The organism is Bradyrhizobium sp. UFLA05-108 (assembly GCF_059803455.1).
Genome location: NZ_JBANAZ010000071.1, coordinates 23,001 through 47,799 on the forward strand (window position 1 = coordinate 23,001; position 24,799 = coordinate 47,799).

Genomic DNA, 24,799 nt, shown 5'->3' on the forward strand with positions numbered 1-24,799 from the left:
AGTCACAGACTTAACGCATCAGCTCTACCGCAGCCCCGCACCGTGATGGTCCGGGGCTTTTTTGTTGTCTAAAGCTCAATGGAGGAGAATGTGAGTAACGATCCCGTCGTCGCGATTGTCGGCGTCACCGGTGCGGTGGGCGCCGAATTCATCGCCACCATGGACAAGCGTGGTTTCCGCGTCGGCAAGCTGAAGGCGCTGGCAAGCGCCCGCTCCGCCGGCAAGACGGTGTCGTTCCGCGGCCAGCCGGTCGTGATCGAAGAACTCGGCGAGCGTTCCTTCGACGGCGTCGACATCGCGCTGTTCTCCGCCGGCGGCAGCATCTCGAAGAAGTACGCGCCGATCGCGGTGAAGTCCGGCGCGGTCGTGGTCGACAACTCCTCCGCCTTCCGCATGGACCCGAACGTGCCGCTGGTGATCCCCGAGATCAACGCGAGCCGCATCCGCGACCACAAGGGCATCATCGCCAACCCGAACTGCGCGGCAATCACTGCGCTGGTGCCGCTATGGCCGATCCACCAGAAGAACCGCATCAAGCGTGTGATCATTTCGACCTATCAGGCCGCCAGCGGCGCTGGTGCTGCCGCGATGGAGGAGCTCGTCGAGTCGACCCGCGCAAACCTCAACGGGCAGGTTTACACGCCCAAGGTGATGCCGCACCCCTACGCCTTCAATCTCTTCAACCACAACACCGCCGTTGATCCCGAGACCGGTTACAACGACGAGGAGACCAAGGTCATCAAGGAGACCCGCAAGATCTTCGAAGACGAGAAGATCGCCATCGGCGTCACCTGCGTCCGCGTGCCGGTGCTGCGCGCCCATTGCGAGGCCATCACCTTCGAATGCGAGAAGCCGATCACCGAGGACCAGGTCCGCGCGATCATGGCCCAGGCGCCCGGCGTGAAGGTCGTCGACGACCGCGCCAAGAACTACTTCCCGATGCCGATTGACGCTTCCGGCCAGGACGACGTTCTCGTCGGCCGCATCCGCAAGGATCTGAGCGACCCGAGCGGGCATTCGATCTCGATGTTCGTGGCCGCGGATCAGCTGCTCAAGGGTGCAGCACTCAACGCAGTGCAGATCGCGGAGCTGCTGCCGCAGCGCGTGATTGCGTAGCGGAAGAGTTGTAGATGCGTAGGGTGGGCAGAGGCGCGCAAGCGCCGTGCCCACCTCTTCTCTCGCGCAGTCAAGAAAGACGGTGGGCACGCTTCGCTTTGCCCACCCTACAACGTGCGGCTAATTGCTTGTGCCCCGAAACAGCAGGCACGCATCGCCATACGAATAGAAGCGATACCCCTCCGCGATCGCATGCGCGTAGGCGGCCTTCATCGTCTCGATCCCTGAAAACGCCGACACCAGCATGAACAGCGTCGAGCGCGGCAGGTGAAAATTGGTCAGCAAGATATCGACGGCACGGAAGCGATAGCCGGGGGTAATGAATATCGCCGTGTCGGCTGCGAATGGCTGGATCGTGCCATCCTCGTCAGCCGCACTCTCCAGTAACCGCAGCGACGTGGTGCCGACCGCGACGATGCGGCCGCCGTTCTTTCGCGTTGTGTTCAGCACATCCGCCGTCTCGGCCGAGATCGTACCCCATTCGGCGTGCATCTTATGGCCTTCGGTGTCGTCGACCTTCACCGGCAGGAACGTTCCGGCGCCGACATGCAGCGTGACGCGGTTGAGGCCGACGCCGCGCGCGCGTAACGCCTGCTCCAGCGCCGGCGTGAAATGCAGGCCGGCTGTCGGCGCTGCGACGGCGCCCTCATTGGCCGCGAACATGGTCTGGTAGTCGGCCAGATCCTGGTCATCCAGCGTGCGCTTCGAGGCGATGTAGGGCGGCAGCGGCGGGCTGCCGAGATCTGATATCGCCTGGTCGAGCGTAGGCCCATGAAACGAGAACGACAACGTCACCTCGCCTTCCGCACCCTTGGCCTCGACCTCGGCGTCGAGATGACCGAGCAGGCAGACCTTGCCTTCATTGCCGAACCGGATGCGGTCGCCGGCGACGAGCTTTTTCGCCGGCTTCACCAGCGCCTGCCAGCGCGAGCCGTCGAGACGCTTGATCAGCGTCGCCTCGATCTTCGGCTCAGTCTCGCGGCCGATGCGGCGGCCCTTCAATTGCGCCGCGATCACCTTGGTGTCGTTGACGACGAGCTGGTCGCCCGGCTTCAGCCACTGCGGCAGGTCGGAGATGAGGTGATCGCGCAGCGCGCCGCCCTCCACGACCAGCATCTTGGCGGAGTCGCGCGGATGCGCCGGGCGCAGTGCGATGCGCTCGGTGGGCAGGTCAAAGTCGAAGAGATCGGTGCGCATTTGGACTCGGCCGCGGTACAGCCAGCCGCTCATCCTGAGGAGCGCGGAACGCGCGTCTCGAAGGATGAAGGCCCGACTGCTGCTACAGCGGTGGCCTCATGGTTCGAGACGGCGCTTCGCGCCTCCTCACCATGAGGGGAAACACTTACTCCTTGTCCGCCGCCATGCGCGCCTTGACGATCTTGTCGGGATTCATCACGGGCTCGCCGCGCTTGATCTTGTCGACATTCTCCATGCCCGCGGTGACCTTGCCCCACACGGTATACTGGTTGTCGAGGAAGCGGGCGTCGTCGAAGCAGATGAAGAACTGGCTGTCCCCGGAATCGGGATTGGCGGCGCGGGCCATCGAGGCGGTGCCGCGCACATGCGGCTCCTTGTTGAACTCGGCCTTCAGCTTCTTGCCGGAGCCGCCGGTGCCGGTGCCGTGTGGGCAGCCGGTCTGCGCCATGAAGCCGTCGATCACGCGATGGAACACGATGCCGTCGTAGAATCCCTCGCGTACCAGCTCCTTGATGCGTGCAACATGGCCAGGCGCGAGGTCGGGCCGCATCTCGATGGTGACGGGGCCCTGCGTGGTCTCGAGGATCAGGGTGTTTTCGGTGACGCTCATGCTTTTCTCTCTGGGGTTGGGGGTGAAGTCTTCCGGCCGTGGAACTGGACCGCGAATGGACGCCCCGCAGCGGCGCCGGCCATCGTTTCGGTAAATGGCATCGGCGTGCAGCGTTGCAATGCCTCCATCACCGCGATCCGGTATTCGAGCCGGTCATTATCTGAGGCATCCTTGGACTCGTAGGTGATCCTCGGGTGGCCCAAAATCTCTCCGGCGCGGTTAAAGCTCACGACGACCGTGATGTCGATGGGGCGGGCCTTCGAGGGCGGCGGCGGTTTCCAGCAACGGCCCAACCGCACGAAGATATCGCGGATGGTGTTGACCTGCTCGTCCTGCGCCGCTGCACTCGTGATGCCAAGCAGGAGCACCGCGGCAGCTACGAGGAGCTTTTCACCGCGGCGCGTCATCGCCTCTCCTATTTGATGTCGGAGGCGACCTGCACCTTCACCATCTTGTCGGGGTCGGTGACGGTGCCGCTGCCGGAACCAGGCGGTGCCTTCTTCAGCTTGTCGACGACGTCCATGCCCTGCACGACTTCGCCGACTACGGTGTACTGGCCGTCGAGACTGCCGCCGTCCGCGAACATGATGAAGAACTGCGAATTGGCGCTATCGACGCTGTCGCCGCGGCGGGCCATCCCGACGACGCCGCGGGCGAAATGCACCTTGGAGAATTCCTGCTTCAGGTTCGGATATTTCGAGCCGCCGGTGCCGTTGCCGTTCTGGCCGTCGCCGGTCTGCGCCATGAAGCCGTCCATCACGCGGTGAAACGGCACGTTGTTGTAGAAGCCTTCGCGCGCGAGTTGCTTCAGCCGCTCGGCATGCTGGGGCGCAAGATCCGTGCGCAGCTTGATGACGATGCGGCCCTTGGTCGTGTCGATGACGAGCGCGTTGGCCTTGTCGAGGCCCGCCGGCAGGGTCTGAGCGACGGCAGGGGCAATGCCGATCAGCGCGGCAAAGATCGTGGCAAGAATTGCGAGACGACGGATCATGAAAACTCCGGATCAGATGAGATGAAACGCGCGCCGCTAGCCGGCGAATTTTGCCTTGAGCAGGCTTGCGACGAGCGGCGGCACGAATGCCGAGACATCCCCGCCCATGCCGGCGATCTGGCGCACCAGTGTGGCGGTGATCGGGCGGACCATGGGTGAGGCCGGCAGAAAGACGGTGTGCACCTCCGGCGCCATGGCCTCGTTCATGCCGGCAAGTTGCATCTCGTAGTCGAGGTCAGTGCCGTCGCGAAGCCCCCTGATCATGATGGTCGCACCGTGCTTTCGCGCCGCGGTCACGGTCAGGTCGTCGAAGGTCGTGGCTTCGAAGGCGCAGCCGGCCTGGGCAGCGATCGGCCCGCAGACGTCGTAGAGCATCTTGAGCCGTTCCTCGGTCGAGAACAGCGGCTTCTTGCCGGGGTGCACGCCAAGCGCAACGACCAGACGGTCGCACAGGGGAACGGCATGCCGGACCACGTCCAGATGGCCGTTGGTGATGGGGTCGAAGGAACCCGGATAAAAGGCGATACGCGGCATGGCCTCCTCCTACCGCGCCCTGCATTGCCCGGCAAGCCGGCAGGTTCCCTGCCCGCTTTTCCCGCAAGAAATGTCGGAACCCCCTGAACTGTTTCGTCCTGAGGGCAGCGACGAAACAAAACGGATCGCGAACGAAACCATTTCCCGTATCCGCGAAGACGTCCGGAAACTGGCCATGGTTACTAATCCGCGCAACGAAATGACGGGCCGCAAACAGGCGCAGCGGCCGCATCACAGGGGACCGTCTATGATCAAGACTCTTTCAGCGATCGCTGTTGCTGCATGCGTTGCCGCGGCTCTTACCGTGCTGCCCGGTTTCGCTCCGACCGTCGAAGCCAGCGTGCCGCAGCCCCTCGCCAAGGGTGACCGGCTGGATATCCGCGTCATCGGCAAGGATTGCTCGCAGCAGGCCTGGCCGAATTTCGAAGCCTCCTGCCTGCGCCGCGCCGGCACCAAGGCAAACGTCCGCGAGGTGCGCCTGGTGACCGCCGACCGGACGCCGTAGGCAAGCTGCCTAATCCGGCGTCACACAAACCCCATGGAAATTTGCGGCGTCTCGTCGCAGACTGAGCTGACGACCGCGCCCTCCGGATAGCCCGGCGGGCGCGTCGCCATCAGGGGGTTGCCATTGACCAGTACGCCTGCTGTCGCTACCGGCCACCATCCCAATCCGCTGCCCCTTGCCATGACCATGGGCGCCCTGGGGGTCGTCTACGGCGATATCGGAACAAGCCCCCTTTATGCCTTGAAGGAGGCCGCCAAGGCGGCAGCCCATGGCGGGACGGTCACCCAGGACGCCGTGCTCGGCGTTGCGTCCCTGATCCTGTGGGCGCTGCTCCTGATCATCTCGCTGAAATACGCACTGCTGATCCTGCGCGCCGATAACCGCGGCGAAGGCGGCATCGTGGCGCTGCTGGCACTGCTGCATGCGCGTCACGCCCAGCCGGGCACATGGCGTGCACATCTCCTGGTGGTCGGCCTCGTTGGCGCCGCCCTGCTCTATGGCGACGGTGCGATCACGCCGGCGATCTCGGTGCTGAGCGCCATCGAAGGTCTGAAAGTGGATGCGCCATCGCTCGCGCCGGTCGTGGTGCCGATCACGATCGCCATCCTGATCGGCCTCTTCATGATGCAGAAGCAGGGCACCGGCTTCATCGGCCGGATCTTTGGCCCCGTCATGCTGGCCTGGTTCGGCGTGCTCGCCGCACTCGGCATCCACGGCATCGTCAAGGCGCCAGCGGTGCTCGCCGCGCTGAGTCCGCTCTATGCCTTTGAATTCCTGATCCACCAGGACTTCCACATTTCCTTCGCGATCCTCGGCGCGGCCTTCCTGGCGGTGACCGGGGGCGAAGCGATGTATGCCGACATGGGGCATTTCGGGCGCTTGCCGATCCGGCTGGCCTGGTTCGCCATCTGCCTGCCGGCCCTGGTGCTCAATTATTTCGGACAGGCCGCGCTCCTGATCACCGACCCCACGATGATCGAGAATCCGTTCTTCCAGCTCTGCCCGGATTCGCTGCACTACCTGCTGGTCGCCTTCTCGGCTGTTGCGACCGTGATCGCCTCGCAGGCCATCATCTCAGGCGTGTTCTCGCTGACCCAGCAGTCGATCCAGCTCGGCTTCCTGCCGCGGATGCAGATCCGTCACACCCAGAGCGATGCGATCGGCCAGATCTATGTACCGCTGGTGAACTGGCTGCTGGCCGCCGCAACGCTCGGCGCGGTGCTCTCCTTCGGCACGTCGGACGCGCTTGCCGGCGCCTACGGCATCGCGGTGTCGCTCCTGATGGCGATCACCACGCTGCTCGCCGCGCTTGTCGCGATCCAGTGGGGTTATTCGCCGTGGCTGGTCGTTGCGGTCAACGGCTTCTTCTTTGCGATCGACGTGATCTTCTTCGCGGCCAATTCGATCAAGCTGTTCGAGGGCGGCTGGTTTCCGCTGCTGCTCGCCGGCCTCGTCGCCTTCCTGATGCTGACCTGGCGCAGCGGCGTCAAGCTCGTCGAGCGCGCCCGCGCGAAGCTCCGCCAGCCCGAGGAGGATCTGATCGAGACCGCCGTCAACAAGTGCCGCGCCAGGCTTCCCGGCACCGCCGTCTATCTCGCCTCGGCGCCGAAAGGCGTGCCGCTGGCGCTGACGCAATTCGTCAAGCACAACCGCGTGCTGCACGAACGCGTGCTGCTCGTGACCGTCCTGATCGAGGAAATCCCGCACGTGCCCGACGAGGAGCGCACCGAGGTTATCGAGATCATCCCGGCGATCACGCGCGTGGTCATGCATTACGGCTTCATGCAGAACCCGACCATCTATGAGGGACTGAAGCTCGCCTGCCGGCAGGGCAAGCTGCCGGGCATCGACCTCTCCGACATCACCTACTATGTCGGCCGCGAGACCATCATCCCGAGCGAGGACATTCCGGGCATGTGGGTATGGCGAGAGTCGCTGTTTGCCTTCCTGCAACGCAACGCCGAACGTTCCGCCGCGTTTTTCGGCGTGCCGACCGGACAGGTGGTGGAGTTCGGTACGGAGCTGGAGATCTAGCGGATGGCGAATAGCCAATAGCGAATGGAAATCTGTCCATTCGCTATTCGCCAAACACTACTCGCCATTCTCGCCGTTGCCATTCTCGGTCTCTTCCGTGATGTGCTCGACCGAGACGACGTGCTCGTCGTCGGCGGTGTCGAACACGATCACGCCCTGCGTCGAGCGGCCGGCGATGCGGATGCCTTCGACCGGGCAGCGGATCAGCTGGCCCTTGTCGGTCACCAGCATGATCTGGTCGGCCTCTTCCACCGGGAAGGACGCCACCAGATTGCCGTTGCGGTTGTTGACGCTCATCGCGACGATGCCTTTGCCGCCGCGTCCCGTGGTGCGGTACTCGTAGGACGACGTCCGCTTGCCATAGCCGTTGACGGAGACGGTCAGCACCACCTGCTCGGCCGCCGACATCTCGACATAGCGCTCCTGCGGGAGCTGGAAGCTGCCGGACGTCTCCTCGGCCTCGGCGTCCGCTGCGGCCTCATCAGCCACACCTTCGCCGGCGACCGCGCGGCGCATCTTCAAGTACGCCGAGCGTTCGTCCGAGGTCGTGTCGACATGGCGCAGGATCGCCAGCGAGATCACCTTGTCGGCCTCCGCCAGCGCGATGCCGCGCACGCCCATCGATGTGCGCCCGGTGAACACGCGCACGTCCGTGACGGGGAAGCGGATGCACTGGCCGCCGGCGGCGGTCAGCAGCACGTCGTCGCGCTCGGTGCAGATCTGCACGTCGACGATCGATTCATTGTCGTCGAGCTTCATCGCGATGATGCCGGAACGGCGCACATCGACGAAGTCGGACAGCTTGTTGCGCCGGACATTGCCGCCGGTGGTAGCGAACATCACGTCGAGCTGGCCCCAGGTGGATTCATCCTCCGGCAGCGGCATGATGGTGGTGATGCGCTCGCCCTGCTCGAGCGGCAGGATGTTGATCAGCGCCTTGCCGCGCGCGTTGGGGGCGGCCATCGGCAGGCGCCAGACCTTCTCCTTGTAGACCTGCCCGCGTGACGAAAAGAACAGCACCGGCGTGTGCGTGGAGGCCACGAACAGGCGCGAGACGAAGTCCTCATCGCGGGTCTGCATGCCGGCGCGGCCCTTGCCGCCGCGGCGCTGCGCCCGATAGGCCGACAGTGGCACGCGCTTGACGTAGCCGGCATGCGAGACGGTGACGACCATGTCCTCGCGCTGGATCAGGTCTTCGTCCTCGACCTCGCCTTCCTGCTCCATGATCACGGTCCGGCGCGGCGTGGCGAATTCCGCCTTCACCTCGGCGAGCTCGGTCTTGACGATGTCGAGGATACGGGCGCGCGAACGCAGGATGTCGAGATAGTTGCCGATCTCGCCGGCGAGTTTTGAGAGCTCCTCGCCGATCTCGTCGCGGCCGAGCGCGGTGAGGCGCGCCAGACGCAGCTCCAGAATTGCCCTGGCCTGCTCCAGCGACAGACGGATGGTGCCGTCCGCGTTGATGCGGTGGCGGGGATCATCGATCAGCGTGATGATGTCCTCGACATCACGCGCCGGCCAGTCGCGCGTCATCAGGGTATCGCGCGCGGCGGCCGGCGTGGGCGAAGTCCGGATCACGCGAATGATCTCGTCGATATTGGCGACGGCGATCGCAAGACCAACCTGCTCATGGGCGCGTTCGCGCGCCTTGCGCAGCTTGTACTTGGTGCGGCGGGTGACGACCTGCTCGCGGAAGCCGACGAAGATCGTCAGCATATCCTTCAGGTTCATCGTCTGCGGACGGCCCGAGTCGAGCGCAACGCTGTTGACCCCGAAGCTCGTCTGCAAAGGCGTGAACTTGTAGAGCTGGTTCAGCACCACGTCGGGCATGGCGTCGCGCTTGAGCTCGACGACGACGCGGTAGCCGTCGCGGTCGGACTCGTCGCGCAGGTCGGAAATGCCCTCGATCTTCTTTTCCTTGTAGAGCTCGGCGATACGCTCGACCATCGTCGCCTTGTTCACCTGATACGGGATCTCGGTGATGACGATCGCCTCGCGTTCCTTGCGAATGGTCTCGAACTCGACCTTGCCGCGCATCACGATCGAGCCGCGGCCGAGGTGGTAGGCGCTGCGGATGCCCTGGCGCCCCAGGATGATGCCGCCGGTCGGGAAATCCGGACCTGGGATAATGTGGTTCAGTTCGTCGATGGTGAGCGAAGGATTGTCGATCAAGGCCAGGCAAGCGTCGATCACCTCGCCCAGATTGTGCGGCGGGATGTTGGTGGCCATGCCGACGGCGATGCCGCCGGCGCCGTTGACCAGCAGGTTCGGGAACCGCGCCGGCAGGACCACCGGCTCCTTGGTCGAGCCGTCATAATTGTCCTGGAAGTCGACCGTCTCGCTCTCGATGTCCTCGAGCAGTTTGAGCGCGATCTTGGTCAGGCGCGACTCGGTGTAGCGCATCGCCGCCGGCGGATCGCCGTCGACCGAGCCGAAATTGCCCTGCCCGTCCACGAGCAGTTCGCGCATCGAGAAGGGCTGCGCCATGCGCACCAGCGCGTCATAGATCGCCTGGTCGCCGTGCGGGTGGTATTGGCCCATGACGTCGCCGACGATGCCGGCGGACTTCTTGTGCTTCTTGTCGGGCGTATAGCCCTCCTCGTTCATCGAGAAGAGGATGCGCCGGTGCACCGGCTTCAAGCCATCACGCGCATCGGGCAGCGCGCGCGCCACGATCACGCTCATGGCGTAATCGAGGTAGGACTTCTTCATCTCGTCGAGGATCGAGATCGGGCGAATATCCGAAGGATGCTCCGGCTTGTCGCCGGGCTTGTCGTTATCGTCGTCAGCCAAGGGGAAATCCGGTGAGTTCTTGTCCGGGAATCATATAGCGCATCGGGGGTCTGATAACCACCCTCGCGCAGTCCCGGGAGGCGCTTTTTCCGCTTATTTTTCCAACGACTTACGGCTTCTGCGAAGACTCGGCAGGAGGGAGCGGAAAGGCCCCTCTGGAACCCTGCCTTATGAGCCCAATATCACCTGATGCATGATGCGTCCCGGCAGCAGCGTGAACAGCCCTGCGATCACCAGTGCGCCGGCGAACATGAAGATCATTATGCGCCGGTGATCGGCGACGCGATGGGTATGCGCCCGCCACACCGCGAGCGGCAGCATCACAAGCGTGAAGATCGAGAGCAGATGAATCGGACTGAACGGCCCGACCAGCCGGATCTGGTGGATCCAGACGATGACGCGGCCACGATGGCCATCAGCGCCACCCAGATCCAGCCGACGGTCCGGTGCGGCAGCGTCCCCTTGGGCGCCGCGAACTGGACGACGCCAAGCGCAAAAGCGGCCATCGCCGCAAAGGCATGGAGCGGAATGGCTGGAGCAGCGTCAAGCAGAGGCGCGAGGGTCATGGCTGAGGCGTCCTGGCGATGGCGCCTGAGAAGCCGGCGCGAGCAATGTAAATAGCATTAACATGAAGTTAATACCATTCACATCGCCCGACATCAAATCCTCAGGCGCAACATCAGCGCGGCCGGTAAATACCAGCTTGATCAAAAGATTGGTAAGAGACGCTGACCCTTTGTGCGAAGGCGCCGAACCAGGCTCTTAGGACGGCAAGTCAGCTCAGAACGGAATGTCGTCATCCATATCGCTGTTGCGGCCACCGCCCGCCGCGACAGCGCGGCGCGGCGCGCTGCTCACCGGGCCAGAGGAGCCGAAGTCGCCGCCCGGCTCCTCGCCAAAGCTGCCGCCTCCTCCGCCACCGCGACCGTCGAGCATCGTGAGGTTGGAGTTGAAGCCCTGCAGCACCACCTCGGTCGAGTATTTTTCGGCACCGCTCTGGTCGGTCCATTTGCGGGTCTGGAGCGCGCCTTCGACATAAACCTTGGCGCCCTTCTTCAGGTACTGCTCGGCGACCTTCGCGAGCCCCTCGTTGAAGATCACGACACGGTGCCACTCGGTCTTTTCCTTGCGCTCACCGGTCGCCTTGTCCCGCCAGGTCTCCGACGTCGCGACGCTCAGATTGGCGATCGGCCGCCCGTCCTGGGTGCGGCGGATTTCCGGATCCTTGCCGAGGTTGCCGACCAGAATGACCTTGTTGATGCTTCCCGCCATCGCCGCTCTCCACTCCAAACTGCGAAATTGCTCGAAAAAGCCGGAGCCGTGCCAAAACCGCTCGCTGCCGCTTGCTGAAGGACCCTATACGCTGGCGGACGTCGCCGAGCCCGCGGTCCCGCAGGTTATCCCCACATATAGCACCTGGGCAGGCAGCGTTCCAGCTTTGTTCCTATGGGCGGCGACCGGATGCGCGCGCAACATGGGGTTGCATACTCGAAAAATCACCGGAACCGCATGGAACTTTTTCGGGTTCCAGCGCGCGCGAAATACCGCTTAACATTCATTAACTTAGGAACCTCCCAGTTCACTCGCGACTGTTGCTTTTTGGAGACGGACTCTACCTCCAAATCAGACTACGCTTGGTGCGACATCAATTCATTGGGCGTCGCGCCTGATTGACCGCTTCGGGGACTAAAGAAGCGGGTACAGCCGGAGGGACAGAAATGAAGAAGATCTTGGTGGGGGTCGTTGGTGCCGTTGCGCTGAGCCTGTCGGCTCCGGCGAGCGCAGCGGATCTCGCGGCGCGTCCATACGTGAAGGCTCCGCCCCCGGCGGTCGCCGCAATCTACGACTGGAGCGGCTTCTACATCGGCATCAACGGCGGCGGCGGCTCGGCCCACAAATGCTGGGACTTCGTGGACAGCACCGGCTTCGTGACTGGCGTCCCCGGCAGTCTCGTGGGTGAAGGCTGCCACAACGCAACCGGCGGCACGGTCGGTGGTCAGATCGGCTATCGCTGGCAGACCAGCCAGTGGGTGTTCGGCTTCGAAGGCCAGGGCAACTGGGCCGACTTCCGGGGCGACAACACCAGCGCCGTCTTCCTGACCGACCGCAACCGTTCGCGCATCGACTCCTTCGGCCTGATCACTGGCCAAATCGGCTATGCCTGGAACAACGTGCTGTTCTATGTGAAGGGCGGCGGTGCGGTTGTCGGCGACAAGTATGACGTCTTCGACGTCCCAAGCGGCGCGCTGCTGGCTTCGGCTCGCGAAACGCGTTGGGGTGGTACAGTCGGCGCCGGCCTGGAATTTGGCTTTGCGCCGAACTGGTCGGTGGGCGTCGAGTACGACCACCTCTTCCTCGGCCACCGCACCATTGGCTTCACAACGCCCGGCGGTTTGTCGTTCGGCAGCGACCGAATCGGCCAGGACGTCGATATGGGCCTCGTCCGCCTGAACTATCGTTGGGGCGGCCCGCTCATCGCGAAGTACTGATCTCCGCCAAAACTATTCTTCTCGAAAAGGCCGGCTAACGCCGGCCTTTTTGCTGCGCGCATGCATTCGGCGAGAATAGGTCAGCTACACTTACACGTTTTGGCGTGGTGTGGCTTCTCGGGTACACAACTATGGGCTTCACTGGTGTAAGCACGACCTCAGTTGGACCAGAGCGTCCGCTGTCCTTCCGCGCACGGAAGGCAAAAACAGAAACTGGGACTGGGATTAAGTTGAAAATGAAGAAGGTTTTGTTGGCTTCGGCCAGTTTGTTCGCACTCAGCGCGTTCGCTCCGGCCATGGCTGCCGATCTGGCGGCCCGCCCCTACACCAAGGCTCCGGTGGCCGCAGCGGCGGTCTATAACTGGACCGGCTTCTACCTCGGTGGCTTCGGCGGCTACGCCTGGGAAAACACCTCCACTGACCCGAAGTTGAAGGGTGGTTTCGCCGGTGGCACGGTCGGCTACAACTGGCAGACCAGCAACATCGTGTTCGGTCTCGAAGCCGATGGCGGCTGGGCTGACGTGAATGCCTCGGCGACCGCACTCGGCGTCACGGTGAGCTCGAAGACCGATGCGCTCGGCACCGTGCGCGGCCGCGTCGGCGTCGCCTTCGATCAGGTCCTGCTCTACGCGACCGGCGGCTACGCCTGGATCGACAACAAGATCAGCGTCTCGGCCCTCGGCGTGACCGTCTCCGACAGCAAGTTCCACTCGGGCTGGACGGTCGGCGCGGGCGTCGAAGCCTTCTTCGCCCCGCAGTGGTCGGTGAAGGGCGAGTACCTCTATCGCAGCCTCGGCAGCGAGAACTATTTCACCGGCACCGTTCCCTCGGGCACGCTCAACCTGCACACGTTCCAGGTCGGCGTGAACTACCACTTCGGTGGCCCGGTGGTTGCGAAGTACTGAGCTTCGCCTGACGCGAATTCTCGACGGAAAGACCGGCCTTGCGCCGGCCTTTTTTTGTTCCGGACGGGCCTTGCGCCCTCGCTACTGCCAAGTGCCGCCAGCGCCACAACAATCCGTTGACGATTCGCAACTCGCACTGGAAATCCGCTCTCGTTCTTCCTACGTTCGCAGCCTACCCAACGGCGTCCATCCCCGGTTCCGGGCGAGGCGCGCCTGAACGCCGGCGCGGCCGCGCAGCGTGGGAATCTCCTTGGGGACCACTGGGATGGACGAAGTGATCAAGGCGAAGCGCCAACAACAGAACGCGGGATCACACCTGCGCGCAATTACGATCCGTGGCGCGCGCGAGCACAACCTCAAGAACATCGACGTCGAGATTCCCCGCGACAAGCTCGTGGTGTTCACCGGGCTGTCTGGCTCCGGAAAATCCTCGCTCGCCTTCGACACCATCTACGCCGAGGGCCAGCGCCGCTATGTCGAGTCGCTGTCGGCCTATGCCCGCCAGTTTCTGGAGATGATGCAGAAGCCGGACGTCGACCAGATCGACGGCCTGTCGCCCGCCATTTCGATCGAGCAGAAGACGACCTCGAAGAACCCGCGCTCAACCGTCGGCACGGTGACTGAGATCTACGACTATATGCGCCTGCTCTGGGCGCGCGTCGGTGTACCCTATTCGCCCGCAACCGGCCTGCCGATCGAGAGCCAGACCGTCTCGCAGATGGTCGACCGCGTGCTGGCGCTGACCGAAGGTACCCGCCTCTATCTGCTCGCCCCGGTCGTGCGCGGCCGCAAGGGCGAGTACAGGAAGGAGCTTGCGGAATGGCTCAAGAAGGGCTTCCAGCGCGTCAAGATCGACGGCAGTTTCTACGAGCTGGCTGAAGCGCCGACGCTCGACAAGAAATTCCCGCACGACATCGACGTCGTCGTCGACCGCATCGTGGTGCGCGCCGATATCGGCCAGCGCCTCGCCGAGAGCTTTGAGACTGCGCTGAAGCTGGCCGAGGGCCTCGCCGTCGTCGAGTTCGCGGACGCACCGGCGGCCGCTCCCACCGAGGAGAAAAAGAAGACCGCCAAGATCCACGACAAGAGCGGGCCAGAGCGCATCCTGTTCTCGGAAAAGTTCGCCTGCCCGGTTTCCGGCTTCACCATCCCCGAGATCGAGCCGCGGCTGTTCTCCTTCAACAACCCCTACGGCGCCTGCCCCGCCTGCGGCGGCCTTGGCGTCGAGCAGCATGTCGACGAAGACCTCGTCATCCCCGACAAGGAGCTCGCGATCGGCAAGGGCGCGATCGCGCCCTGGGCCAAATCGTCGTCCCCCTACTACACGCAGACGCTGACGGCGCTCGGCAAGCACTACAAGTTCACGCTGACAACCAAGTGGAAGGATCTGCCGAAGAAGACGCAGAACGCGATCCTCCATGGCTCGGGCGAAGACGAGATCAAATTCTCCTATGAAGACGGCGTCCGCTCCTACGACACCAAGAAGCCGTTCGAGGGCGTCATCACCAACATCAACCGCCGCTATCGCGAGACCGAGAGCGAGTGGGCGCGCGAGGAGCTGGCGAAGTATTTCCACGACGTCCCCTGCGAGGCCTGCAAGGGCTTTCGGCTCAAGCCGGAGGCGCTCTGCGTCAAGGTCGGCGGCAGGCATATCGGTGAGATCTCCGAGCTCTCGGTGAAGCGCGCCGGCGAATGGTTCGAGGGCGTGCCCGAAGCGCTGAACAAGCAGCAGAACGAAATCGCGGGACGCATCCTCAAGGAAATCCGCGAGCGCCTCACCTTCCTGCTCGACGTCGGCCTCAACTATCTCACCCTCTCCCGCTCCTCCGGCACGCTGTCCGGTGGCGAGAGCCAGCGCATCCGCCTGGCCTCGCAGATCGGCTCGGGGCTGACAGGCGTGCTCTACGTGCTGGACGAGCCGTCGATCGGCCTGCACCAGCGCGATAATGCGCGCCTGCTCGATACGCTCAAGCGCTTGCGCGACCTCGGCAATACCGTGGTCGTGGTCGAGCATGATGAGGACGCCATTCGCCTCGCCGACTACGTCCTCGACATCGGCCCCGGTGCGGGCATGCATGGCGGCCACATCGTCGCCGAAGGCACGCCCGCCGAGATCATGCGCAACCCGAAATCGCTCACCGGCAAGTATCTCACCGGCGAGCTCGAGGTCGAGGTGCCGGAGCGGCGCCCGCCGAACCATCGCCGCACCATCAAGGTGGTGAATGCGCGCGGCAATAACCTCAAGAACGTCACGGCGGAGATTCCGCTCGGCCTGTTCACCTGCGTCACCGGCGTCTCCGGCGGCGGCAAGTCGACGCTCCTCATCGACACGCTCTACCGCGCCATCGCCCGCAAGCTGAACGGCGCCAGCGAAGGCGCAGCTCCACACGACCGCATCGAGGGCCTCGAGCACATCGACAAGATCATCGACATCGACCAGTCGCCGATCGGCCGCACCCCGCGCTCCAACCCCGCGACCTACACCGGCGCCTTCACGCCGATCCGCGAATGGTTCGCCGGCCTTCCCGAAGCGAAGGCACGCGGCTACGAGCCCGGCCGATTCTCGTTCAACGTCAAGGGCGGCCGCTGCGAGGCCTGCCAGGGCGACGGCGTCATCAAGATCGAGATGCACTTCCTGCCCGACGTCTACGTCACCTGCGACGTCTGCAAGGGCAAGCGCTACAACCGCGAGACGCTGGAGGTCCTGTTCAAGGGCAAGAGCATCGCCGACGTGCTCGACATGACCGTCGAGGAAGCCGCCGAGTTCTTCAAGGCGGTACCGCGCGTCCGCGAAACCTTCAATACGCTGCACCGCGTCGGCCTCGACTACATCCATGTCGGCCAGCAGGCCACCACGCTCTCCGGCGGCGAAGCCCAGCGCGTCAAGTTGGCGAAAGAGCTGTCAAAACGCGCCACCGGTCGCACGCTCTACATCCTGGACGAGCCCACGACGGGCCTGCACTTCCACGACGTCAAGAAGCTGCTGGAGGTGCTGCACGAGCTGGTCGCGCAGGGCAATACGGTCGTCGTCATCGAGCACAATCTCGAGGTCATCAAGACGGCCGACTGGGTCATCGATCTCGGCCCCGAAGGCGGCGACGGCGGCGGCGAGATCGTCGCCTGGGGTCCGCCGGAAGACATCGTGAAGGCGCCGCGGAGCTACACAGGGAAATTCCTTGAGCCGGTGCTGAAGAAGGCGGGCAAGCCGAAGCGCAGGAGCACGAGCGAGGCAGCGGAGTAGGCGATTGGACTGCATGCGTTCGCGTCAGATCGGCGTAGACCGGACGAGTGAAGCGACATCCGGGACTATAGAGTCCGTTTTACGGCCCCGCATATCGCTTCGCTCACGCGGACTACTCAATCGCCAGGCCGAGCACTCGTGGCGCTGACTGCATGGGAGAACCGACATGTCCGCCGGGCTCGTCCAAACCTACCGCGCTTTCGCCCACAATAATGCCTGGGCGAACCATCGGCTGCTCACCGCCTGCGCCGCGTTGTCCCAAGCTGACTTCGAAGCCGAACGGACCGGCTTCTTCCCGAGCATTCAACGAACGCTGAACCATATCCATGTCATTGACCTCTTCTATGTAGACGCGCTCGAGGGAGGATGGCTCGGACCGGCTGCCTGGAAGAACGAGATTCCGTATCCTTCAATTGCCGCGCTGAAACCCGCGCAAGCCGCAACCGACCAGCGCTTGATCGCCGTCTGCGACGCGCTGACGCCTGAGCTTCTCAATGGCTCTGCCCGGATCAACCGCGACACGCGCGTCCAAACTGAACGCCGCGACCGGCTGCTGATGCATCTGTTTCAACATCAGATCCATCATCGCGGGCAGGCGCACGCCATGCTGTCCGAAACGAACGTTGCGCCGCCTCAGCTCGACGAATTCTTTGCGGAGGGAGAAGCGCCGCTGCGGGCTGCCGAGTTCGCCGAGCTCGGCTGGGCCGAGGACACGGTGTGGAAATCCTAGCTGGACGGATCGAACAGCGTCAGCTCTCTCTTCGTAGGGCGGATTAGCGGAGCGTAATCCGCCAACTTGTCTTCGGCGAAAGCGGCGGGTTACGCTCCGCTAAGCCGCCCTACGTCTGGATTTCATGCCCTACTCCCTCGCCATCTTCGATCTCGACGGCACGCTGGCCGACAGCTTTCCGTGGTTTCTGCGCACCATCAACGACGTCGCCGATCGCTTCGGCTTTCGCCGCGTGGCCGATGAGGAGGTCGAGAGCCTGCGGCATGCTTCGACGCGCGAGATCCTGCGGCGGCTCGAGGTGCCCTTGTGGAAGCTGCCGGCGATCGCGCGGCATGCGCGGCGGCTGAAGGCGGAGGCAACTGCGGAGATTTCCCTGTTCGCCGGCGTCGAGGCCATGCTGCACACGCTTGCCGCAAGCGGCGTACAGCTCGCGATGGTGACATCGGACAGCGAAGTCAATGCGCGCGAGAAGCTAGGTGCGACAGCGAGCCTGTTCGCGCATTTCGACTGCGCCGCCTCGCTGTTCGGCAAGCCCGCCAAATTCCGCCGGGTCATCCGTCGCGCCGGCGTGCAGCCAAACCAGGTGATCGCGATCGGCGACGAGGTCCGCGATATCGAGGCGGCGCGCGCGGTGGGGACTGCGTGCGGAGCGGTATGCTGGGGTTATGCGGCGCCGGCGGCGTTGCGGGCGCTGGCGCCCGATCACACGTTTGAACAGATGGACGAGATAGCGGACGCATTGTGCCGCAAGCTTAGGGTGGGTTAGCTCTACTGCGTCACAAGCCCCCCTTCCCTCATCCTGAGGAGCGCGGAACGCGCGTCTCGAAGGATGGCCGCGGGTGAGATCCCGGCCTTCATGGTTCGCCCGGCGATGCGCAGCATCGTCCGGAGACGCGCTCCGCGCTCCTCACCATGAGGGTCTTGTAACGCAGTAAAACTAGCTAACAACCCATCCTATGCGCCAACAAGGAGGTGACGATGCCCATCACGGAAGCCGCCCGTCTGAAGCTTTTGGCGCCGCCAGTCGGCAAGGTGCGCGTCGTGCTCGATACCGATACCTACAACGAAATCGACGATCAGTTCGCGCTCGTCCAGATGCTGCTCTCGAAGGAGCGCTTCGACGTCGAGGCGATCTACGCCGCCCCGTTCTTCAACAAGCGCGCGACCAGCCCGGGCCACGGCATGGAGCTGAGCTACCAGGAAATCCTGCGTCTGTTGGAGCGTTTGAACATCTCACCCGACGGCCTGGTTCATCGCGGCGTCACCGACTATGTCGGCCCTCGGAAGGAGGCCCGCGAGGCGCCCGCGGTCGAAGACATGATCGCGCGAGCGCGGGCCGGATCGCCTGACAAGCCGCTCTACATCGTTGCCATTGGTGCCATCAGCAACGTCGCCTCAGCACTTCTCAAAGCGCCCGATATCAGGGATCGCGTCGTGGTGGTGTGGCTCGGCGGCCATGCGCTGGAATGGCCACACACGATCGAATTCAATCTCAAGCAGGATGTCGGGGGTGCCCAGGTGCTGTTCGACAGCGGCGTGCCCCTGGTGCTGGTGCCGTGCAAGGGCGTCACCTCGCATCTTCACAGCACGGTGCCGGAAATCGAGCGCTATGTCGAACCTTGCGGCAGCATCGGCGCGTTCCTGGCGATGCGCTTCAAGGACTACGCGCCCGATCACCTCGGCTGGTCGAAGGAAATCTGGGACATGGCGCCGGTCGGCTGGCTCCTGAACCCGGATTGGGCGCCGAGCGTTATCATCCCGGCGCCTGTCGTAACGGAGCAGATGACGTGGAGCATCGATCGCAGCCGACATGCGATCAGGTACGTGACCTACGTGGACCGGAATCCGATCCTGAGGGACTTCTTTTTGAAGTTGAAGGCATTTGCCGAAGCGAAGAATTCGTAGCCGCCTAAAGCGCGATGGGTTTTGGTTGAATCGATTGGCCACGGGCTTGCTCAACCTCTCCCGCCTGCGGGAGAGGTCGGCGCGAAGCGCCGGGTGAGGGCTCTCTCCACTTGGGGATTGTTCACCTGAGGAGACACCCTCTCCCCAGCCCTCCCCCGCAGGCGGGGGATGGAGTGCACCTTCGTTGAGGCAACAATCAAGCTTAATCCCATCATGCTCTATGCCATCACGCGCCACCTGCCCGGCGCGCGCAGCCCTGATGACAACGGACGGACCGCGACCACCGCGCTCTCGGAGGCGCAGGCTGGCTGGGGCGCGAACTTGCTGGATACCTTACACGTCGCCGTAGGCCGCCTCGACCGGGCGCGTGGCGCGGCCATAGCCCATGATCATGAACAGCGCGCCGATGATCGAGAGGTTTTTCAGCGCGTCAACCAGCATCTTGCCGTTCTCGGGCGGGGTCTGGTTCCAGAAGTCGTAGAACAGGAACGTCGAGATCGCGACGTAGATGATCAGCAGCATCGCAAAGAAGCGCGCGCCGAAGTTCAGCGCGATCATCAGCCCCGCGATGATCTCGAGCCCGCCGACGGCGATCGCGAGCAATTGCGGCGTCGTCATGCTGGTGGCCTGCTCGACCTGCTGCGCATAGGGCGCGATCATCTCGGGCACGGTGACCTTGCTGGCGATGAAATCGGCCGTCGCCTGTATCGCGAACAGCTTCGTGGCGCCCGTATAGATGAACAGCACGGCGAACAGGATTCGCCCGAAAGTCACGAACGCTGGCATGGTCGGCCTCTTGGCATTGCTTTAAGGGCGGGACGCTGACGCGACGACGACGCGATTATGAAGATTCTACGGGCGGTTTTCAAAGGAGAAATCCGGAAGTTGTCATCCTTGCCGGGGACCACCGCGCTACTTTGCATGGGGTTGTTTTCGATATTTTTGGTTGGAGTCCCCGAAGCCCCTCCCAGAGGCGAGTAACAAACGGTCCCGCGGAAACTTCCCCCTCGCCCGAATTCGAGCTGCGCTCGAATTCGGTTTCCTCCGCCAAGCGGGGCGAGGTGCCCCCTTACGTAAACAAACTCGGCTGCTGCCGTGCCGCCCGCTCCTGGGCCTCCACCACGGCAACCGCGGTCATGTTGAGGATGCCGCGCGCGGTGACACCCGGCGTGAGGATGTGTGCCGGCCGCGCCGGGCCGATCAGGATCGGCCCGACGGGAAGCGCGTCCGCGAGCACCTTGATGGTCTGGTAGGCGATGTTGGCCGCATCCAGCGTCGGCATGATCAGGATGTTGGCCTCGCCTTCCAGGTTCGAGTGCGGCAGGACCAGCTTGCGTGCCGCCCCCGACAGCGCGGTATCGGCCTGCATCTCGCCATCGGCCTCGATCTCCGGATGCTTCTCCTTCAGGAGCTGGATCGCCCGGCGCATCTTGCGCGATGAGTCCGTGTCATAGCTGCCGAAATCCGAGTGTGACACGAAGGCGACCTTCGGCTTCAGCGTGAAGCGCTGCACGTGGATGGCCGCGAGCGCAGCGATCTCGGCCAGCTCCTCCGCGCTCGGATTGGGCCGCACCTGGGTATCCGCGATGAAGAACGCGCCCTTGGTGGTGATCAGCAGCGCCAGCGCCGCATAGTCGCTGATCCCGCTCGAGAAGCCGATGATCTCGCGGACGTGGCGCAGATGGCTCATGTAGCGGCCCTCGACGCCGCAGAGCATCGCATCTGCCTCGCCGCGTCCCACGGCAAGCGCCGCGATCACGGTGTTGTTGGTGCGCACCACGGTGCGCGCACCCTCCGGCGTGACGCCGCGGCGGCCAGCGACCTCGACATAGGACTGCACATACGAGCGGTAGCGGGGATCGTCCTCGGGGTTGACCAGGTCGAAATCCTTGCCCGCCTTGATCGAGAGACCGAAGCGCTTGATGCGGGCCTCGACCACAGACGGACGGCCGACCAGGATAGGACGCGCGAGCTTCTCCTCCAGCACCACCTGCGTGGCGCGCAGCACGCGCTCGTCCTCGCCCTCGGCGTAGATCACGCGCACCGGCTGGGTCTTGGCCTTGGCGAACATCGGCTTCATGACGATGCCGGAGCGGAAGGCGAAGCGCGTGAGCTGGGCGGCATATTCGTCGAAATTGGTGATGGAACGCGTCGCAACCCCGGATTCCATCGCGGCCTTGGCGACCGCCGGCGCGATGCGCAGGATAAGCCGAGGATCAAATGGGCTCGGGATCAGCGAGCCCGGGCCGAAGCCGCCCGCCTCGCCGGTGTCGAAGCTGCCTTGTGAGACCGCGTCCGATGGTGCCTCGCGCGCGAGCTGCGCGATGGCATCGACCGCTGCATGCTTCATCTCCTCATTGATCGCGGTGGCGCCGACGTCGAGCGCGCCGCGGAAGATAAAGGGGAAGCAGAGGACGTTGTTGACCTGGTTCGGGTAGTCGGACCGCCCGGTGCAGATCATGGCGTCGGGACGCGCCTTGCGCGCCTCCTCCGGCATGATCTCCGGCGTCGGGTTCGCAAGCGCCATGATCAGCGGATGGTCGGCCATCGCCTTGGCCATATCGGGCGTCAGCACGCCCGGTGCCGAGAGCCCGATGAAGATATCGGCCCCGCCGATCACGTCGGCCAGCGTGCGCTTATCGGTCTTCTGGGCATAGACCGCCTTCCAGCGGTCCATCAGAGTGTTGCGCCCGTCATAGACGAGGCCGTCGATGTCGCAGACCCAGATGTTCTTGCGCTGTGCGCCCATCGAGACCAGGAGGTTCAACGTCGCGAGCGCCGCCGCCCCTGCCCCCGACGCGACGATCTTGACGTCCGAGAGCTTCTTGCCGTTCAGCCGCAGGCCGTTGCTGATCGCGGCGGCAACGATGATCGCGGTGCCATGCTGGTCGTCATGGAAGACCGGAATCTTCATGCGCTCCTTCAACCGCGCTTCGATCTCGAAACATTCGGGTCCCTTGATGTCCTCGAGATTGATGCCACCGAAGGTCGGCTCCAGCGCCGCCACCGTCTCGACCACGCGTTCGATGGTGTCGGCGGCGATCTCGATGTCGAAGACGTCGATGCCGGCGAATTTCTTGAACAGGACCGCCTTGCCTTCCATCACGGGCTTGGAGGCCAGCGGGCCGATATTGCCGAGGCCCAGGACCGCGGTGCCGTTGGAGACCACAGCGACCAGGTTGGCGCGGGACGTCAGCGTGGCGGCTTCGGCCGGATTGTTGGCGATCTCGGTGCAGGCGGCGGCGACGCCCGGCGAATAGGCGAGCGCAAGGTCGCGCTGGTTGGCGAGAGGCTTGCTCGCCTGGATCTCGAGCTTTCCGGGCCGCGGCAGACGGTGATAGGCCAGCGCCGCCTGGTGGAGATCTTCAGAATAAGACGACATGCCGTGCCTCGCCTCGCGTTTTGCAGCCCAAAGGTCTCTTCCCTGACCGGCCCGCCCTAAAAGGCGGTATTCCGGATCATGGAAACGGGATCAAGCACGGCCGGCGGCTTGGTGGCAACATCCGATTGCAGCCCCATCAACAGACCGCGCCGTCAAACATTTGAAAACCATAGCTTTCCCTGGACCGTGCAAGCTATTGCGAATATGGCAGGTTGTTCTGCCCTGAGCCAGCAACTGGAGCTGACCGCATGAGACGAATCCTGACCGGCCTGATCGCGCTTGCCGTTCTGGTGGGAGGCGGATGGCTCGGCTTCAATCTCTACGTTCAGCACCGCGCCACCGCCGAGGTCGAGGCGAGCTTCGACCAGATCCGCAGCCGCGGCGGCAAGGCGAGCCATGGCAAGGTGGCGTTCGACCTGATGACGCGGACCCTGACGGTCGAGGACATCGCCATCGAGCCGGGACAGCCACCGCTCGCCGGGCTCAAGGTCGCCAGCATCAAGGCGGCCGGCATCCGCCAGACCGACGAGGCGCATTTTTCGGCCGAGACGATCGACATCGCAGGCGCCGAGCTTGCCATCGACGGAGCCGCCGGCCCGGCGAAGGTAAAGGCAACGTACAAGATCCCGCAGATCACGGTGACCGGCTACTCCGGCCCGACCCGCGCCCAGGGCGCGCCGGCCTCACCCTCGCTGGTCGACGCCTACCGCTTCGCGCTCGAGCAGTATGCGAGCATCACGGCGGCCTCGGTCTCGGTGCCGACCGTGAGCGTCACCATGAATACCGGCTCAAACGCGGCCGGCAGCGGCGAGATCACCTATTCGGGACTCGCGATCCGCAACGTCAACCGCGGGAAGGTCGATACGGCGAAGATCGATCGCGCCGTTTTCAGCTTCGGCACGCCACAGGCGGCCAAGCCCGACAAGCTCGTCGGCGAGTTTTCCGACATGGTCATCGACGATGTCGACGTGAGTGCCGTGCTCGCTGCCCTCGATCCAGAGAAGGCCAATGACGACAGCTATCATCAGGCCTACCGGAGGATTTCGGTCGGCCCCTATGTGCTGACATCGACACAAGGAGTGCGCGCGCAAGTCGATGGGATCGCCATCGAGGACCTCGGATTTCAGCCGTCAAAATTCCGGCCGGCCGAGTTTCTGGCCTTGCTGCCAAACGACCCATCGTCTCCACCGACGCCTGCGCAGGGGCGCGAGATGATGGAGAAGGTGGCCGCGATGTATGAGGGCCTGCGCGTCGGCAAGATCGAGATCAGCAATCTGTCGATGGGCACGCCGCAAGGGACCGCCCGTCTGAATGCGATCAAATACGCCCAAGGCGAGCTCTCGCTCGAGGGCCTCGACGCACCCGCGCCACAGGGGCAGTTCAAGGTGGAGCGCTTCGCGCTGAAATCCTTCAGCGTGGCGAGCCTGATGCGCTGGGCAGCGAGCGTCGCGAGCCCCGGGAAGGCGCCCTCGCCGGATCAGATGCTCGGTCTGTTCCGGGTGCTGGAAGGCGCCGAGGTCAAGGGGGTTGCCGCGCCCTATAAGACCACCAAGAAGCTGGTCACAATCGACACGCTGAGCGTGAACTGGGGGCAAATGGTGGGCTCAATCCCGACCAAGGCCCACATCATCGCCAAACTGGTCACGCCGACCGATCCATCCGATCCGAAGCAGCTTCCATTGATCGCCGGCGGGATCGACAAGCTCCCGATCGACCTCGATCTCGGCGCAGCCTGGACCGAGCAGTCCAACAGCTTCGCGCTGGCGCCGGCGACCCTCGACATCGGAGGTATCGCAAGAGCACAATTGCGCGTCGCACTCGGCAACGTACCGCGCGGGCTGTTCTCTGCCGACTTGGCGCAGCTCATGGGCCAGGTAGCCCAGGTCGAGACTGGCACCATTGAGTTCGCACTGCGCGACAGCGGCGGCGTCGATTCCGCGGTGACGCAGTATGCACGGGGGAAAAATCTCAGCCGCGACGCCGCGCGCCAAGCGCTCGCCGACAGCGTCAGGGTGCATCGCGCGGAAGTCGCCGCGGCCAATCCGGATGCGGGCACGGCGGTGGATGCCATCGCAAGCTTCGTCGAAACACCCGGTCAGACGCTCACCATCAAGCTCACGCCGCGTGCCAAGGTGCCGCTGATGCAATTGATGCAACTGTTGCAGATCGAGCCGCAGACCGCGCTCGCGCAATTCAAGATCGAGGCGTCGACGGGGTTGTAGGGCGCATCTTTCGCGGGTTCGGTGAAAATTAGACTCGTGGACAGCCCTCATTCTTCGTCATTGCGATTGCAGCGAAGATTCCATGGGGAGTGGATAGCGACCGGGTCTGAGGCCAGACTGAGGTTGCTGAATCCATTCAACCTGG

General features: G+C 64.0%; 19 protein-coding genes and 1 pseudogene. 10 read left to right on the forward strand and 10 right to left on the reverse strand.

Features of this window, described 5'->3' with window-relative positions; translation table 11 throughout:
• Nucleotides 1-78: 78 nt before the first annotated feature.
• A complete protein-coding gene (locus tag SO140_RS36635) occupies nucleotides 79-1,116 on the forward strand; it encodes an aspartate-semialdehyde dehydrogenase (RefSeq protein ID WP_449382535.1) in 1,038 nt (345 codons plus the stop codon).
• Between the two features lie 120 nt (nucleotides 1,117-1,236).
• Here SO140_RS36635 and queA read toward each other — a convergent pair whose 3' ends face one another.
• The 5 genes from queA to coaD all read right to left on the reverse strand — a co-directional run bounded on the left by queA (nucleotide 1,237) and on the right by coaD (nucleotide 4,448).
• Nucleotides 1,237-2,313, reverse strand: a complete 1,077-nt coding sequence (gene queA / locus SO140_RS36640) for a tRNA preQ1(34) S-adenosylmethionine ribosyltransferase-isomerase QueA (RefSeq protein ID WP_449382536.1) — start codon at nucleotides 2,311-2,313, stop codon at nucleotides 1,237-1,239.
• 145 nt (nucleotides 2,314-2,458) lie between these two features.
• A complete protein-coding gene (locus SO140_RS36645) occupies nucleotides 2,459-2,923 on the reverse strand; it encodes a peptidylprolyl isomerase (protein WP_449382537.1) in 465 nt (154 codons plus the stop codon).
• The gene (locus SO140_RS36650) at nucleotides 2,920-3,330 is read right to left on the reverse strand and encodes a UCP034077 family protein (protein WP_449382538.1); all 411 of its coding nucleotides are present in this window, start codon (nucleotides 3,328-3,330) and stop codon (nucleotides 2,920-2,922) included. The genes SO140_RS36645 and SO140_RS36650 overlap by 4 nt, the downstream gene beginning before the upstream one ends.
• Before the next feature lie 8 nt (nucleotides 3,331-3,338).
• Complete coding sequence (locus SO140_RS36655) at nucleotides 3,339-3,914, reverse strand: peptidylprolyl isomerase (protein ID WP_449382539.1); 576 nt, start codon at nucleotides 3,912-3,914, stop codon at nucleotides 3,339-3,341.
• A 36-nt stretch (nucleotides 3,915-3,950) separates the two neighbouring features.
• The gene (gene coaD, locus SO140_RS36660; RefSeq protein WP_449382540.1) at nucleotides 3,951-4,448 is read right to left on the reverse strand and encodes a pantetheine-phosphate adenylyltransferase; all 498 of its coding nucleotides are present in this window, start codon (nucleotides 4,446-4,448) and stop codon (nucleotides 3,951-3,953) included.
• 247 nt (nucleotides 4,449-4,695) lie between these two features.
• Between coaD and SO140_RS36665 the strand changes: the two genes are divergently transcribed.
• Both SO140_RS36665 and SO140_RS36670 read left to right on the forward strand, forming a co-directional pair.
• Complete coding sequence (locus SO140_RS36665; protein WP_449382557.1) at nucleotides 4,696-4,953, forward strand: hypothetical protein; 258 nt, start codon at nucleotides 4,696-4,698, stop codon at nucleotides 4,951-4,953.
• Nucleotides 4,954-5,133: 180 nt separating this feature from the next.
• Nucleotides 5,134-6,987, forward strand: coding sequence for a potassium transporter Kup (locus SO140_RS36670; RefSeq protein WP_449382558.1), 1,854 nt, complete (start codon nucleotides 5,134-5,136; stop codon nucleotides 6,985-6,987).
• A 57-nt stretch (nucleotides 6,988-7,044) separates the two neighbouring features.
• Here SO140_RS36670 and gyrA read toward each other — a convergent pair whose 3' ends face one another.
• The 3 genes and pseudogenes from gyrA to SO140_RS36685 form a co-directional block, all read right to left on the reverse strand.
• Nucleotides 7,045-9,780 carry a DNA gyrase subunit A gene (gene gyrA, locus SO140_RS36675; RefSeq protein ID WP_449382541.1) on the reverse strand — a complete coding sequence of 912 codons (2,736 nt, stop codon included), beginning with the start codon at nucleotides 9,778-9,780 and terminating at the stop codon, nucleotides 7,045-7,047.
• A 168-nt stretch (nucleotides 9,781-9,948) separates the two neighbouring features.
• Nucleotides 9,949-10,346, reverse strand: a pseudogene (locus tag SO140_RS36680) (DUF2306 domain-containing protein).
• 214 nt (nucleotides 10,347-10,560) lie between these two features.
• Nucleotides 10,561-11,052, reverse strand: a complete 492-nt coding sequence (locus SO140_RS36685; RefSeq protein ID WP_449382543.1) for a single-stranded DNA-binding protein — start codon at nucleotides 11,050-11,052, stop codon at nucleotides 10,561-10,563.
• Nucleotides 11,053-11,498: 446 nt separating this feature from the next.
• Between SO140_RS36685 and SO140_RS36690 the strand changes: the two genes are divergently transcribed.
• From SO140_RS36690 to SO140_RS36715, 6 genes are all read left to right on the forward strand, one after another.
• The gene (locus tag SO140_RS36690) at nucleotides 11,499-12,269 is read left to right on the forward strand and encodes an outer membrane protein (protein ID WP_449382544.1); all 771 of its coding nucleotides are present in this window, start codon (nucleotides 11,499-11,501) and stop codon (nucleotides 12,267-12,269) included.
• Between the two features lie 236 nt (nucleotides 12,270-12,505).
• A complete protein-coding gene (locus SO140_RS36695; RefSeq protein WP_449382545.1) occupies nucleotides 12,506-13,174 on the forward strand; it encodes an outer membrane protein in 669 nt (222 codons plus the stop codon).
• Between the two features lie 265 nt (nucleotides 13,175-13,439).
• Entirely contained in the window at nucleotides 13,440-16,415 is a 2,976-nt protein-coding gene (gene uvrA / locus SO140_RS36700; RefSeq protein WP_449382546.1) for an excinuclease ABC subunit UvrA, read from the forward strand.
• A 166-nt stretch (nucleotides 16,416-16,581) separates the two neighbouring features.
• Nucleotides 16,582-17,145, forward strand: coding sequence for a DinB family protein (locus tag SO140_RS36705; RefSeq protein WP_449382547.1), 564 nt, complete (start codon nucleotides 16,582-16,584; stop codon nucleotides 17,143-17,145).
• A 124-nt stretch (nucleotides 17,146-17,269) separates the two neighbouring features.
• Complete coding sequence (locus SO140_RS36710) at nucleotides 17,270-17,911, forward strand: HAD-IA family hydrolase (protein WP_449382548.1); 642 nt, start codon at nucleotides 17,270-17,272, stop codon at nucleotides 17,909-17,911.
• 212 nt (nucleotides 17,912-18,123) lie between these two features.
• Nucleotides 18,124-19,050, forward strand: coding sequence for a nucleoside hydrolase (locus SO140_RS36715; protein ID WP_449382549.1), 927 nt, complete (start codon nucleotides 18,124-18,126; stop codon nucleotides 19,048-19,050).
• Nucleotides 19,051-19,383: 333 nt separating this feature from the next.
• Here SO140_RS36715 and SO140_RS36720 read toward each other — a convergent pair whose 3' ends face one another.
• A complete protein-coding gene (locus tag SO140_RS36720; protein WP_449382550.1) occupies nucleotides 19,384-19,836 on the reverse strand; it encodes a DoxX family protein in 453 nt (150 codons plus the stop codon).
• A gap of 283 nt (nucleotides 19,837-20,119) precedes the next feature.
• On the reverse strand, nucleotides 20,120-22,432 hold the full coding sequence (locus SO140_RS36725; protein WP_449382551.1) for an NADP-dependent malic enzyme: 2,313 nt from the start codon (nucleotides 22,430-22,432) through the stop codon (nucleotides 20,120-20,122).
• Between the two features lie 248 nt (nucleotides 22,433-22,680).
• On the opposite strand from SO140_RS36725, the gene SO140_RS36730 reads away from it, so the two are divergent.
• Nucleotides 22,681-24,654 carry an aq_1923 C-terminal domain gene (locus SO140_RS36730; protein WP_449382552.1) on the forward strand — a complete coding sequence of 658 codons (1,974 nt, stop codon included), beginning with the start codon at nucleotides 22,681-22,683 and terminating at the stop codon, nucleotides 24,652-24,654.
• Nucleotides 24,655-24,799 lie beyond the last annotated feature (145 nt).

Bases quoted from the DNA above. Each gene is read 5' to 3' on its own strand.
- SO140_RS36635 (WP_449382535.1), top strand. From the start codon at position 79: ATGGAGGAGAATGTGAGTAACGATCCCGTCGTCGCGATTGTCGGCGTC.
- queA (WP_449382536.1), bottom strand. From the start codon at position 2,313: ATGCGCACCGATCTCTTCGACTTTGACCTGCCCACCGAGCGCATCGCA.
- SO140_RS36645 (WP_449382537.1), bottom strand. From the start codon at position 2,923: ATGAGCGTCACCGAAAACACCCTGATCCTCGAGACCACGCAGGGCCCC.
- SO140_RS36650 (WP_449382538.1), bottom strand. From the start codon at position 3,330: ATGACGCGCCGCGGTGAAAAGCTCCTCGTAGCTGCCGCGGTGCTCCTG.
- SO140_RS36655 (WP_449382539.1), bottom strand. From the start codon at position 3,914: ATGATCCGTCGTCTCGCAATTCTTGCCACGATCTTTGCCGCGCTGATC.
- coaD (WP_449382540.1), bottom strand. From the start codon at position 4,448: ATGCCGCGTATCGCCTTTTATCCGGGTTCCTTCGACCCCATCACCAAC.
- SO140_RS36665 (WP_449382557.1), top strand. From the start codon at position 4,696: ATGATCAAGACTCTTTCAGCGATCGCTGTTGCTGCATGCGTTGCCGCG.
- SO140_RS36670 (WP_449382558.1), top strand. From the start codon at position 5,134: ATGACCATGGGCGCCCTGGGGGTCGTCTACGGCGATATCGGAACAAGC.
- SO140_RS36685 (WP_449382543.1), bottom strand. From the start codon at position 11,052: ATGGCGGGAAGCATCAACAAGGTCATTCTGGTCGGCAACCTCGGCAAG.
- SO140_RS36690 (WP_449382544.1), top strand. From the start codon at position 11,499: ATGAAGAAGATCTTGGTGGGGGTCGTTGGTGCCGTTGCGCTGAGCCTG.
- SO140_RS36695 (WP_449382545.1), top strand. From the start codon at position 12,506: ATGAAGAAGGTTTTGTTGGCTTCGGCCAGTTTGTTCGCACTCAGCGCG.
- uvrA (WP_449382546.1), top strand. From the start codon at position 13,440: ATGGACGAAGTGATCAAGGCGAAGCGCCAACAACAGAACGCGGGATCA.
- SO140_RS36705 (WP_449382547.1), top strand. From the start codon at position 16,582: ATGTCCGCCGGGCTCGTCCAAACCTACCGCGCTTTCGCCCACAATAAT.
- SO140_RS36710 (WP_449382548.1), top strand. From the start codon at position 17,270: ATGCCCTACTCCCTCGCCATCTTCGATCTCGACGGCACGCTGGCCGAC.
- SO140_RS36715 (WP_449382549.1), top strand. From the start codon at position 18,124: ATGCCCATCACGGAAGCCGCCCGTCTGAAGCTTTTGGCGCCGCCAGTC.
- SO140_RS36720 (WP_449382550.1), bottom strand. From the start codon at position 19,836: ATGCCAGCGTTCGTGACTTTCGGGCGAATCCTGTTCGCCGTGCTGTTC.
- SO140_RS36725 (WP_449382551.1), bottom strand. From the start codon at position 22,432: ATGTCGTCTTATTCTGAAGATCTCCACCAGGCGGCGCTGGCCTATCAC.
- SO140_RS36730 (WP_449382552.1), top strand. From the start codon at position 22,681: ATGAGACGAATCCTGACCGGCCTGATCGCGCTTGCCGTTCTGGTGGGA.